At 46.2% G+C, this 12,074-nt stretch carries 12 protein-coding genes and 1 tRNA gene; 11 read left to right on the top strand and 2 right to left on the bottom strand.

All coding sequences use genetic code 11. The features are described from left to right. From ASC50_RS02410 to ASC50_RS02380, 7 genes are all read left to right on the top strand, one after another. Positions 1 to 1,341, top strand: a 1,341-nt coding sequence (locus tag ASC50_RS02410; protein ID WP_226995344.1) for a vitamin B12 dependent-methionine synthase activation domain-containing protein, incomplete at its 5' end; no start/stop codon positions are given. Positions 1,342 to 1,431: 90 nt separating this feature from the next. Further along, positions 1,432 to 3,306, top strand: coding sequence for a molecular chaperone HtpG (gene htpG / locus ASC50_RS02405; RefSeq protein WP_055431609.1), 1,875 nt, complete (start codon positions 1,432 to 1,434; stop codon positions 3,304 to 3,306). A gap of 3 nt (positions 3,307 to 3,309) precedes the next feature. After that, positions 3,310 to 3,654, top strand: a complete 345-nt coding sequence (locus tag ASC50_RS02400) for a translation initiation factor (protein ID WP_055431608.1) — start codon at positions 3,310 to 3,312, stop codon at positions 3,652 to 3,654. Next, entirely contained in the window at positions 3,651 to 4,982 is a 1,332-nt protein-coding gene (locus ASC50_RS02395) for a type IX secretion system plug protein (RefSeq protein WP_082592041.1), read from the top strand. Before ASC50_RS02400 ends, ASC50_RS02395 begins: the two co-directional genes overlap by 4 nt. A 181-nt stretch (positions 4,983 to 5,163) precedes the next feature. Next, positions 5,164 to 5,349, top strand: a complete 186-nt coding sequence (locus tag ASC50_RS02390; RefSeq protein WP_158648305.1) for a hypothetical protein — start codon at positions 5,164 to 5,166, stop codon at positions 5,347 to 5,349. A gap of 42 nt (positions 5,350 to 5,391) precedes the next feature. Continuing rightward, on the top strand, positions 5,392 to 5,808 hold the full coding sequence (locus ASC50_RS02385; protein ID WP_055431606.1) for a DUF5053 domain-containing protein: 417 nt from the start codon (positions 5,392 to 5,394) through the stop codon (positions 5,806 to 5,808). A 107-nt stretch (positions 5,809 to 5,915) separates the two neighbouring features. Further along, the gene (locus ASC50_RS02380; protein WP_055431605.1) at positions 5,916 to 7,457 is read left to right on the top strand and encodes a DoxX family protein; all 1,542 of its coding nucleotides are present in this window, start codon (positions 5,916 to 5,918) and stop codon (positions 7,455 to 7,457) included. Positions 7,458 to 7,471: 14 nt separating this feature from the next. On the opposite strand, the gene ASC50_RS02375 is transcribed toward ASC50_RS02380, so the two are convergent. Next, the gene (locus ASC50_RS02375; protein ID WP_082592039.1) at positions 7,472 to 8,527 is read right to left on the bottom strand and encodes an FAD:protein FMN transferase; all 1,056 of its coding nucleotides are present in this window, start codon (positions 8,525 to 8,527) and stop codon (positions 7,472 to 7,474) included. Between the two features lie 23 nt (positions 8,528 to 8,550). After that, a tRNA-Leu gene (locus ASC50_RS02370) sits at positions 8,551 to 8,632 on the bottom strand. Positions 8,633 to 8,871: 239 nt separating this feature from the next. Here ASC50_RS02370 and rplS point away from each other — a divergent pair. The 4 genes from rplS to glsB all read left to right on the top strand — a co-directional run. Next, positions 8,872 to 9,225, top strand: a complete 354-nt coding sequence (gene rplS, locus ASC50_RS02365; protein ID WP_055431603.1) for a 50S ribosomal protein L19 — start codon at positions 8,872 to 8,874, stop codon at positions 9,223 to 9,225. Positions 9,226 to 9,308: 83 nt separating this feature from the next. Further along, the gene (gene dut / locus ASC50_RS02360; protein ID WP_055431602.1) at positions 9,309 to 9,743 is read left to right on the top strand and encodes a dUTP diphosphatase; all 435 of its coding nucleotides are present in this window, start codon (positions 9,309 to 9,311) and stop codon (positions 9,741 to 9,743) included. Between the two features lie 60 nt (positions 9,744 to 9,803). Continuing rightward, positions 9,804 to 11,009: a tetratricopeptide repeat protein gene (locus tag ASC50_RS02355; protein ID WP_055431601.1), complete on the top strand. Its 1,206-nt coding sequence runs from the start codon at positions 9,804 to 9,806 to the stop codon at positions 11,007 to 11,009. 118 nt (positions 11,010 to 11,127) lie between these two features. Continuing rightward, positions 11,128 to 12,074: glycine N(alpha)-acyltransferase GlsB (glsB, locus tag ASC50_RS02350; RefSeq protein ID WP_056928649.1), on the top strand; the 947-nt coding region annotated here is incomplete at its 3' end.

Genomic DNA, 12,074 nt, shown 5'->3' with positions numbered 1-12,074 from the left:
CAGGTAGTTAAAACGGCGCGCACAATGAAAAAAGCGGTCGAAATTCTCCAACCCGCCATCGAAGCTTCCAAACAGACGGGCGCAAAAAAAGCGGGCAAAATCCTTTTTGCCACCGTCAAAGGCGATGTCCACGACATTGGCAAAAACATCACGGGCGTGATTTTGGCGTGCAACAACTACGAGATTATCGACCTCGGCGTGATGGTGCCGCCCGAAAAAATCATCCGCCAAGCCATTGAGCAGCAGCCGGATGTCATCGCGCTGAGCGGCTTAATCACACCCAGCCTCCACGAAATGGCAACGCTGGCGGGCGAATTGGACACAGCCGGACTGCAAATCCCGCTCATCATCGGCGGCGCAACGACCTCCAAACTGCACACCGCCCTGAAAATCGACCCGCTCTATCGCGGTGCGGTCGTCCATGTGAAAGATGCCTCACAAGCCGTTCCGGTGGTCAATCAGTTGCTAAACCCCGACACGCGAGCGGCATTCATCCAAAGCATCAAAGCAGATTACAAGGCATTGCGCGAACAAACAAACACCCCCAAAGAAACGGTCAGCATCGAATATGCCCGCCAACACGCGGCAAAAATCGACCACACTCAATATACCCCCAAAAACCAAGCATCAATGGCTGACATACAAAAACTAAATATCCCAATCCAAGAAGTCGTCTCGGACATCAATTGGACGGCATTCTTGACCACATGGAAATTCCCCGTCAAAGACCGCGAATCCGATGAAGCAAAAAAATTGTTGGCGGATGCAAACACTGTCATTGCGGGCTTGTGTGGTGTCATTGCGGGTCAAGCCCGCAATGACAGCCTTCACACCCGCAATGACAGGTTTTTCATTCAAGCCATATTCGGCTTTTTCCCCGTCACGGCGAAAAATGACATATTATATGTAGAAACGCAAAAAGGCGTGAAAGAAATCCCCTTAGCACGCCAACAGGAAAAGCGGGATGACGACAGTTATGCCTCAATCGCCGATTTCATCCATCCCGATGGCGATTTTATCGGCATGTTTGCCATCACTGCGGGCAAAAATCAGCCCTCAGGCGATGATTATCAGGACTTGCTGGAGCAATCACTCCGCGACAGGCTGGTGGAAGCCGCCTCCGAATATTTGCACAAAAAACTATGCAAAGGCGTTGGCATCCGCCCCGCGTCGGGCTATCCGATGCTGCCGGATATTCGCCTTAACTTCCTGATTGATGAGGTGTTGGATATGCGCGAAATCGGCATAAGCCTCACCGACAGCGGTGCGATGTATCCCAATGCCTCCGTTGCCGGTTTGTACATCCTGCACCCCGAAGCGCGGTATTTTCATATCAAATAAGAATTTGGAGAGCGTATCTGCCAAAATGTCAGTTGTAAATAAGTGGCACCATTTTTGAGTAATTGTCCATAAAAACAACACATTTATATTATGGAAGCAAAAAAGCAAGGTCATATCGGGGTGACGACCGAAAACATTTTCCCCGTGATTAAAAAGTTTTTGTATAGCGACCACGAGATTTTTCTCCGTGAGTTGATTTCTAATGCGGTGGACGCTACTCAGAAGATGAAAACGCTGGCGCAAGTGGGCGAGTTTAAAGGCGAGTTGGGCGACTTGACTATTCGCGTGAAGCTCGACGACAAGAAGAAGACGCTCACGATTTCCGACAGCGGATTGGGGCTAACTGCCGATGAGATAGACAAATACATCAACCAGATTGCCTTTTCGAGCGCGGAAGGCTTTTTGGAAAAGTACAAGGACAACGCCAATGCCATTATCGGGCATTTCGGCTTGGGCTTCTATTCGGCGTTTATGGTGTCGAAAAAGGTGGAAATCATCACCAAATCGTGGCAAGAGGATGCTCCTGCAATGAAATGGTCGTGCGACGGCTCGCCCGAATACACCATCGCCGAGGCGAAAAAAGAGGCTCGCGGCACCGACATCATCCTCTATATGGATGACGACAGCAAGGAATTTTTGGAAAAAACGCGCATCGAATCGCTGCTGAAAAAATACTGCCGCTTCCTGCCCGTGCCAATTGCATTCGGCAAAAAATCGGAGTGGAAAGACGGCAAATCGGTGGAATTGGACGAAGACAACATCATCAACGACACCAACCCGCTGTGGATGCGTAAACCGGCGGAATTGACCGACGAAGACTACATCAAATTCTACAAGGAACTCTACCCGTATAGCGAAGACCCGCTGTTTTGGATACATCTGAACGTGGATTATCCGTTCAATCTGACGGGCGTTTTGTATTTCCCCAAGGTGAAAAACGGCATTGATTTGCAGAAAAACAAGATACAACTGTATAGCAATCAGGTGTTTGTGAGTGACAGCGTGGAAGGCATCGTGCCCGAATTTATGACGCTGCTCCACGGCGTGATTGACTCGCCGGACATCCCGCTGAACGTGTCGCGCTCCTATTTGCAGTCGGACAGCAATGTGAAGAAGATTTCGACCTACATCACCAAAAAAGTGGCTGACCGCCTGGACGAAATTTTTAAGAACAACCGCCCGCAGTTTGAGGAAAAGTGGAACAGCCTGCGCGTTTTCATCGAATACGGCATGATAACCGACGAAAAATTTGCCGAACGCGCGATGAAGTTCGTGCTGTTCAACTCATTAGAAAACAAATTTTTCACATTGGACGAATACAAAACGCTGGTGGAAGCCAACCAAACGGACAAGGACGGCACGCTGATTTATCTCTACACGACCGACAAAAACACCCAATTTGCCTACATCGACCAAGCGAAAGAAAAGGGCTACGATGTGCTGCTGATGGACGGGCAACTCGACAATCACTTTATGAACGCGCTGGAATCGAAGTTGGAAAAATCCCGCTTCGTGCGCGTAGATGCCGATATTTTGGACAATTTGATTAAGAAAACCGATGCCCAAGAGGTCAAATTGACCGAAGAAGAACGCACCGCGCTGACAGAAAAATTCAAGTCGGTCATTCCGCCCATCGAAAAAACCGATTTCGTGATTGGTTTTGAACACTTGGGCGAAACCGGCAACCCCGTCACCGTGACGCAAAACGAGTTTATGCGCCGCATGATGGAGATGTCCGCGATGCAGCCCGGCATGAATTTCTACGGCGAGATGCCAAACTCATACGCCATGACCGTCAATTTGGATGCGCCCGCCGTGAAGAAAGTGGAAAAGGAAAATACGCCCGAAGCACAGGCTATAATCACCCAGTTGGTCGATTTGGCATTGCTTGCCAACGGATTGCTGAAAGGGGAAGCCCTCAACAAATTTATCAAACGCGAGGTCAACGCACTATCCGCATCGTGAATTATGAACGCAAACGATTGGAAAGGGCGGCAGAATGTGGTGTATTCAACTAATCCTGATTTCCGGTATGAAAATCAGGCGGCAGATGAGGTTGAAACCTTGCCGCGCGACAAGCAACAGCTTCGTGTGCAGTTGGATAAGAGAAATCGAGGGGGAAAACAAGTTTCGCTGATTACGGGATTTGTGGGTGCAGACGAAGATTTGCAAGAGCTGGCTAAACTCCTGAAAACAAAGTGCGGCGTAGGCGGCTCAGCCAAAAACAACGAAATCATCATACAAGGCGATTTCAGGCAAAAACTGTCGGAAATTTTGCGCAAAGAAGGTTACACAAAAACAAAATCAATATGAACACACCCGTCATAGCGAGCTTGACCCGCACAACGTCCGTCATTGCGGGCTTGACCCGCACAACACCCGTCATTGCGGGCTTGACCCGCAATCCCATGAAGATTCTACTACTATTGTTAGTAATAACAATCACCTCTACCATATCCTTGCAAGCACAGCCCCTGCGGACAGAATCCTTTTCCGAACGGGTGCAAACCTTGCGCGTTTTTCCGGAACATCAGTGGAAATTAGCCCCGATTATTGACTTCAATCAAAATCGCGCTATCGCCATTAGTTTCGATGTTTTGGGTGTGGAAACCGGTCATTACACCTACAAAATTTGGCATTGCAACGCCGATTGGACGCGGTCGAAGTTGGATGAACACGAATATCTGAACGGGCTGCAAAACAATCCGTTGACTGATTACGACAATTCGCTCAACACAACGATGGAGTATGTGCATTATGAACTGCGGATTCCCAACGAGCGGGTGCGGCTGAAGTTGTCCGGCAATTATGCGGTGCAGGTTTTTGAGGATGGCAACGAACGACCGATGCTCAATGCCTGTTTTTCGGTCGTGGAACCGCTTGCAAATGTGCAGATAAGCGTTTCGCCCGTCACGGATAAGGGGGCGAACACCCATTTTCAGGCGGTTGATTTCGTGGTGAGTTATGGCAGTGCCGTTCAGAATCCGAACACCGATTTGAAGGTTTATGTGCTGCAAAATCATCGCTATGATAATGCTGCACAGCTTGTTAAGCCGCGTTTAGTGCAAACCGGCAAGGCTGAATATTCACACAATCCTGCCTTGATTTTTGATGCGGGCAATGAATATCGCCGCTTTGAGATGACCACCGCACAATTTCCAGGACTGAATATCGCCGCTATAGAGTATCACGAGCCATACTATCACACCATTTTGCGCCCCTACAAATTTCGCTCCAACGAGCCGTATTCGTATTCCGACGACCTGAACGGCAAGGTGTATATCCGTAATACAGAGGCAGATAACTCAGACTATGAGGCGGATTACCATCTTGTGCATTTTTCCTTGGCGGGACAACCCCTGAATGAAAAGGTGTATATTTTGAGCGAAGCATTCAACAATATCTTCGATTACCGTTCCGAAATGACCTACGAAAGGAATGGTTACGTCAAAACAGCACTGCTGAAAGAGGGCTATTACAATTACCTGTATGTTACTCAAAATAAACCAAATACACCGGCAAAAACAGCACCCGTAGAAGGAGATTTTTACCAAACAAAAAACGAATATCGCGTGATGGTATATGCACGAACATTCGGAAAACGCTACGACCAACTAATTGGCGTCCAAACAATTAACTGACAAAAGTGCGGCAGAAGGGACTGCAATTTAAGAGTTATCGAAAGAAAGCAAAAAAATATTTCATTGATGATTAAGTACTTATGAAAAATATGTTGTAAAGCATGAAAATAAGTGCTTTTTTATTTGGATATTCAAAAGATTATCAATACCTTTGCGGTGTCTAATTAAAATGACGGTTTTTATGAATAAAGAAAGGATTGCAGAGTTAAAAGAGTGTATTCGATTGCTCTATCAAGATTTGAGAAGCATTAAAAGGATGGAGGAACAACTCGGATGTCATACTCCTCAACTGGATGACATGTTGGATTTTTATCTTGATAAGCTAAATGACTATAACAAGGAATTGAAAAATTTAGAGGGAAAGTAGTAATTAAACGCTTCTTTTCGGAGGGGCAAAAAAAAAAATAATATGAAGAAAGATTATAAAAATGAATTAGAAGACTTGTTGGTTTCAGGCAGAGGACTATCTACGGAAGAGTTTGATAAACTCGTAGATTCTTTTTTAGGTGAAAAATCCGAATCGGAAAAAGAAAATATTGGTAATTCTCTTGCAGAGGTGAAACTCAGTAAGTTGAAGCAGGTAAAGGAAATTTCCAAAGAAATTTCTATCCTTGAGCAACTGGATGGTGTGGAAGAATTTGTCAATTTTTCCACTATCTCACGAAATTACTTTGGCAAAGACAAATCGTGGATGTATCAGCGATTACACGGCTATGCTGTGCATGGAAAACCTGCCCGATTCACTTTGGAAGAAAAGAGAAAATTATCAAACGCTTTCCTTTCACTTAGTGATAATCTCAAAACCGTTGCACATAAATTTGCGTGATGTGTTTTTATTAGAAAAAAAATGCTACCTTTGTCACCGAATTGTTGTTGTGGCAATTCACAGAAAAAATTGTTAAACAATTAGATTAAGTTTTTATGAGAAAAATAATGGAAAATAGAACAGTGAATAAAACAATCGTCACAATCCTTCGTGTCACTATTGGTTGGCACTTTTTGTACGAGGGATGGGTGAAACTGAGTGCTGAGCATTGGACGGCAGAATCCTATCTGAGCAATACGTACGGATTTCTGTCCGGATTTTACCATTGGCTTGCCGCTTCGCCGACAATGCTACAAGTGGTTAATTTTATGAATGTCTGGGGATTAATACTGATTGGCTTGGGTCTATTCACCGGCTTGTTCAGTCGCTTGGCGTCGTTTTTCGGTACGCTGTTGCTTGTCCTGTATTACTTTGCATACCCTCCCTTTGGCGTTTCATTGCTCGGAGGCGACGGCACGCTGTATATTGTCGATAAAATATTTTTAGAGGCAGTGGCTCTTGTATTTCTCTTTTTCTATGCAGAAAAGGGATACGGTTTGGATGAATTTCTCAAATTATGGAAAGATTTGGGAATCAAATTGTGGAAACCGGTAGCCCCGGAAGCCACAACAGAAGCACCATCCGAAGTGAATACCCGACGGGAAGCATTGAAAAACCTTGTCACATTGCCTGTTCTGGGCTTTTTGGGATGGAGTGCCCACCGAAGCAATCAGATATATAATGTGGATGTCATGTCGGGTGCTACGATACAGGTCAATCAAGTCGCTTTGAGTCAATTGAAAGGCGAACTTCCCAAGGGGAAAATCGGCGGGCTCGAAATCAGCCGCTTAATCATGGGTTCAAATATAATTGGTGGTTGGGCACATTCGCGGGATTTGATATATACCTCCAGCCTTATGAAAGCGTATAATACAGAGAAAAAAGTCTTTGAAACCCTGATGCTGGGCGAACAGGCAGGTATCAATGCCATTAATATTGCTTATCAGCAAATACCGATAATGGTCAAATACAAAAAAATAACAGGCAGTAAAATCAAGATAATCACCCAAATCGGCGTTGACGAAAAAAACAAGGATGATATTTATGCCGATGTCACCCAAGCCGTTGATAGCGGAATGGATATGATACAACTGCAAGGAAACTGGTGTGACTGGCTTGTTCGGGACGGGAAGTTTGATGTGATAGCCGGGCTGATGGACAGAATCAGGAGCCATGGTTCGATAGCCGGAATGGGAGCACATACCATTGATTCTTTGATATTGTGCGACGAAAAAGGTATCTTCCCTGACTTTTACATGAAAACCATGCACCACGACAATTACTGGTCGGCGCATCCGCGCGAAAACCGAAAGCCTTTTGAAGTGGACGGCAAATATAGCCGGGACCACAATCAGTTCCACGACAACTGTTTTTGTCCGTTCCCCGACCGCACGGTAGAATTTGTCAACCGTGCAAAACTACCGGTCATAGGCTTTAAAGTGCTTGCCGCAGGTGCCATTTACCCTAAGGACGGTTTCAACTGGGCTTTCGAGAATGGTGCTGACATTATATGTGTAGGAATGTTTGATTTCCAGTTAGTGGACGACGTCAATATCTGTATTGATACGCTCCAAAATCTGAAAAACCGAAAACGCGAATGGTACGCATAAATTGAATTTTAAATTTATTTACTGACCGCGCTTTTCAAGCCTTTGGTGACCTCTATTTGATAATTGCCTTGTGTGTCGCTGTATATCAGCAGGGCTTCCAATTCGGGATGGTTGGCTAAGAGTGTCCTCGTTTTGTCAAGTCCCGACACCATACAGACCGTAGCCCAGGCGTCGGCGGTGATGCAATCATCTGCCACGATGGTTACACTCAGCAGGTTGTGATTCACCGGATAACCCGTTTTCACGTCGATGGAATGGGCGTATTTGACCCCGTCTTTCTCAAAAAAGCGTCTGTAATTGCCTGATGTAGCCAAAGCTTTGTTGTCAAGTGCCACAATGGCTTGCAAATTCTGCCCGGGTATGGCGCGGTCTGCGGGACGGTCGATGCCTACCCGCCATGGCTTGCCCGATGCGTTGACGCCTCGCGCGACAATCTCGCCGCCAATTTCGACCAGATAGTTTTTGCATCTCTTGCTTTTCAGAAAATTTGCCACCACATCCACCGAATACCCTTTGGCAATGGCATTCACATCAAGCATCACACCCGGAGAATCCTTCTCCACCCTGTTTCCAACGATGCGCACCTTGTCCATCCCCACAAATTGCAGCAAACTGTCTATTTTGGCAGGGTCAATATCGGGAGTATTGGACGTGAAGCCAAATCCCCACAGGTTGACAATGGGCGCGATAGTAATATCAAAGGCACCGGACGATGCACGATTGACTTCCGCAGACTTAACGAACACGGTGCGGAAATAATCGTCAATTTCCACATCGGGAACGTTCCGGTTGATGCGTGAAATCAGCGAAGTGGGGATATATGTGGAAAGCGACTCGCTAAATCGTTGAAGTAACTGCACAATGTCCTCTTCGTAACGTTCACCGGCGGCAGGAGGCGAGTAGGTAATCTTATAGGTAGTGCCTTCCGCGGAACCCTGATGCGATACGTATTCGGCCTTTCCGTCACACGAAAATAAAATTGCTGCAAGCCAAAGAACAATCATGTTCGCGGCTAATTTACAGCAACGCAACCAATTGGCGGCTAAAATGTGTGTTATTATTACTGCCATTTTTGTCTTTTATTTCGCATTTGTGCGGCTGAAGGGACTCGAACCCCCACGCCGTGAAGCACCAGATCCTAAGTCTGGCGTGGCTACCAATTACACCACAGCCGCAGTTTGCGACCGCAAAGGTACGAAATAATTATGAGTTATAAATCATAAGGATAACAACCGCGCGGCTTTTTAACACAAATTATAACGTATGTGCAAAAAAACTCATAATTCATAACTCATAACTCATAACTTTTTCGTACCTTTGCGCCCGAAATAGACTTATCGTAACCTCTGGGGAGAGAAGAGTGACTCGCGAATGTTGCGTTAAGGTATTGTAAATTAAATAGTTAAAATAAAAAATGGAATTGATGAAAATTGCCGCGGAGGCATTTGCTAATCCGGAAGAGAAAAATTTCCCGGAGTTTAAGAGTGGCGACACTGTGACGGTGGCTTACCGCATCAAAGAGGGCAACAAGGAGCGTGTACAGCAGTACCGCGGAGTGGTAATTAAAATCGCAGGGCATGGTGATGTCAAACGGTTTACTGTTCGCAAAATGTCGGACAATGTGGGTGTAGAGCGTATTTTCCCGCTCAATTCGCCGTTTATCGATTCAATCGTGCGCAACAAAGTTGGCAAGATACGCCGTGCCAAGCTGTATTACCTGCGCGATTTGACCGGTAAAAAAGCCCGCATCAAAGAAAAACGCATTTAACAGTTACCAGTTACCAGTTACCAGTTACCAACATTATGACGGATCTGGTAACTGGTAACTGGTAACTGGTAAATGGTAACTGCATGAAGGTTAAGGTTATAAATAAATCGAGGCATGCCCTGCCGGAGTACGAAACATTGCACTCAGCAGGGCTTGATTTGCGGGCTAATATTGATGCGCCTATTGTGTTGGGGTCGTTGGAGCGTATGCTGGTGCCGACCGGTCTTTTCATCGAATTGCCTGTTGGCTATGAGGCGCAAATTCGCCCGAGAAGTGGGTTGGCGATTAAGTTTGGCATTTCGTTGGTCAATTCGCCGGGTACGATTGATGCCGATTATCGCGGCGAAATCAAGGTGATTGTCATCAATCTGTCGAAAGAGCCGTTTACCATCACGGACGGCGAGCGCATCTGCCAAATGGTGGTTGCCAAGCACGAACGTGTTGAATGGCAGGCGGTTGAGGAGCTCGCATTGAGTGAGCGCGGTGTTGGCGGGTTTGGGCATACGGGGGTTCTTTGAGAGTTTAGAGTATAGAGTTTAGAGTTTAGCGGGTTGAGTTTTTTTTTGCGGTTTTTAGTTATGAGAAAGGTTGGTTTTTTTGTTTTTTTGTTTGTTTTTTGCGGGGGGGTGTTGGCGGATGAGGTTGTTGTGGCGCAATCTTTGTTTTCGCGGGGCAAGTTTTTGTCTGATTCGCTTTTTGTTGAGTCGCTTCGGTTGAAATATCAGGAGGACTTTGAGGAGGCGTTTGAGGCTTTGCAGCAGTCCTTGAAATTGGATTCTACTTCGGCGGTGGCGTGGTATGAGTTGTCGCATTATTATGTGTTGCTCCAGGACCCCGAGCGGGCATTGGCCTCTTTGAAACAGGCTTATGCTTATCAGCCTGACAATCAGAGTTATAAATCGGAATTAGCCGAGTTGTATCACGCTACAAAGCAGTATGAACAGGCTATTGCCTTGTACCGGGAATTGGCAAAAGCACGTCCCGACAAGCCGGAATATGGCTATTATGCGTTGCGGTTGAGCGGCGATTATTTGCTTTCGCAGGGCAAAATTGCTGAAGCCAAAGCGCAGTATTACGAACTGACAAAAACCGTTCCGGATGATATTGTTGCCTGGTTGCAGTTGTTGCAAATTGCTATCCGTGAGGCAGATGCTACGAGTGTGGCGGCACTTTGCGACAGTGCATTGCAGCAGTTTCCCAATGTGGCTGAATTTTATTTTTACAAGGGGATGAGCTATTTGCTTGGGCACAATTTGAAGGCGGCACTGAAAGTTTATTCGGCCGGGTTGGCTGTGGCGGATGAGGATGACCGAGAGATGCAGTCCAGTTTTTTAGAGCAAATGGGCGATATTTATTACCGGCAGGGCAACAAGAAAAAGGCGTTTGAGGCATTTGAACTCGCGTTGGAAGCCAATCCGCACAATATTTCTGCGCTGAATAACTATGCCTATTATCTTTCGTTGCTCAAAATGGATTTGGACAAAGCCGAGCGGATGGCTTCGGAAGTTGTTCGCCAGCAACCCAATAACGGCACTTACATCGACACGTATGCGTGGGTGCTTTTTCAAAAAGGCAATTACAATCTGGCAAAATTCTACATCGAATCGGCAATCAGCAAGTCACCGGAACCATCAAGCGAACTGTTTGAACACTATGGCGACATCCTGCACGCCCTCGGAAACACGGCTCAGGCAATCGTAGAATGGCAAAAAGCCATCGTGCGAAAACAAGCGGAGGGCGAAAAAGTCAAAGACTTGGAGCGGAAAATCAAAAAAGCAAAATAACACTCATCGCGGATTTTTTTTTGAGGTGCTATTATTTTCAGTTTTAAATTTTTGTCGTACCTTTGCGGGCAGTAATGATTTTCTACTGACGTAATAGACGTAATTCATAATTGAAAAGATGGAAGAGATTATCCCTGCCCTCCCCAAGGAGGTGATTAAGTCGGAATTGACTGCCGACAAACTTTTTCGGAAGACTAACAAGTCGGGTAATGAAATTTACCTGTTCACAGCCCGCAATGCACCCAATTTGATGCAGGAAGTGGGGCGTTTGCGCGAAATTGCGTTCCGCTATTATGGTGGTGGAACAGGCAAAGCGGTGGATATTGACCACTTCGACACGATGGAAACACCTTACCGTCAGTTGATTGTCTGGGACCCGCAGGCAGAACAAATTATTGGCGGCTATCGCTTTCGATGCGGCAATGAGGTTACATTTGATGCCAACGGGCAGCCGGATAATATCGCGACCTGCGAATTGTTCACCTTTTCACCCCAATTCATCGAGCAATATCTGCCCGCCACGGTTGAGTTGGGACGCTCGTTTGTGTCTTTGGACTATCAGGCGGGCTTGTTTGGCACCAAAGGACTGTTCGCGTTGGACAATCTCTGGGACGGGTTGGGTGCGCTTTCGGTCATCGACCCCGATTTGCGCTATTTCTTCGGAAAAGTGACGATGTATGGCTCTTACAACACCGAAGCCCGCAATCTGATTTTGTTTTTTCTCAACAAATATTTTGCAGACAAAGACAATTTGGTCACTCCCATCATGCCGTTAATCACTAATATGGACGAAAAAAACCTCGCACAAATGTTCTTAAAGGACAATTACAAGGACGATTACAAAATTCTCAACACCGAAGTGCGCAAACACAATGTCAACATCCCGCCCTTAGTGAGTGCCTACATGAACCTCTCGCCCACAATGCGCGTGTTCGGAACGGCTATCAACGAAGAATTTGGCAAGGTGGAAGAAACAGGCATTTTGGTGACTATCGAAGATATTTTTGAAGAAAAAAGGTTGCGCCACATCCAGTCATTTTTGAACGAAAACCCCACAAAAAAGCT

The organism is Candidatus Symbiothrix dinenymphae (assembly GCF_001431085.1).
The sequence above is the reverse complement of the archived record's forward strand: the minus strand, read 5'-3'. Positions and strand labels throughout refer to the sequence as shown.

Excerpts from the sequence above, each read along its gene's own strand:
- htpG (WP_055431609.1), top strand. The coding sequence starts at position 1,432 with ATGGAAGCAAAAAAGCAAGGTCATATCGGGGTGACGACCGAAAACATT.
- ASC50_RS02400 (WP_055431608.1), top strand. The coding sequence starts at position 3,310 with ATGAACGCAAACGATTGGAAAGGGCGGCAGAATGTGGTGTATTCAACT.
- ASC50_RS02395 (WP_082592041.1), top strand. The coding sequence starts at position 3,651 with ATGAACACACCCGTCATAGCGAGCTTGACCCGCACAACGTCCGTCATT.
- ASC50_RS02390 (WP_158648305.1), top strand. The coding sequence starts at position 5,164 with ATGAATAAAGAAAGGATTGCAGAGTTAAAAGAGTGTATTCGATTGCTC.
- ASC50_RS02385 (WP_055431606.1), top strand. The coding sequence starts at position 5,392 with ATGAAGAAAGATTATAAAAATGAATTAGAAGACTTGTTGGTTTCAGGC.
- ASC50_RS02380 (WP_055431605.1), top strand. The coding sequence starts at position 5,916 with ATGGAAAATAGAACAGTGAATAAAACAATCGTCACAATCCTTCGTGTC.
- ASC50_RS02375 (WP_082592039.1), bottom strand. The coding sequence starts at position 8,527 with ATGGCAGTAATAATAACACACATTTTAGCCGCCAATTGGTTGCGTTGC.
- rplS (WP_055431603.1), top strand. The coding sequence starts at position 8,872 with ATGGAATTGATGAAAATTGCCGCGGAGGCATTTGCTAATCCGGAAGAG.
- dut (WP_055431602.1), top strand. The coding sequence starts at position 9,309 with ATGAAGGTTAAGGTTATAAATAAATCGAGGCATGCCCTGCCGGAGTAC.
- ASC50_RS02355 (WP_055431601.1), top strand. The coding sequence starts at position 9,804 with ATGAGAAAGGTTGGTTTTTTTGTTTTTTTGTTTGTTTTTTGCGGGGGG.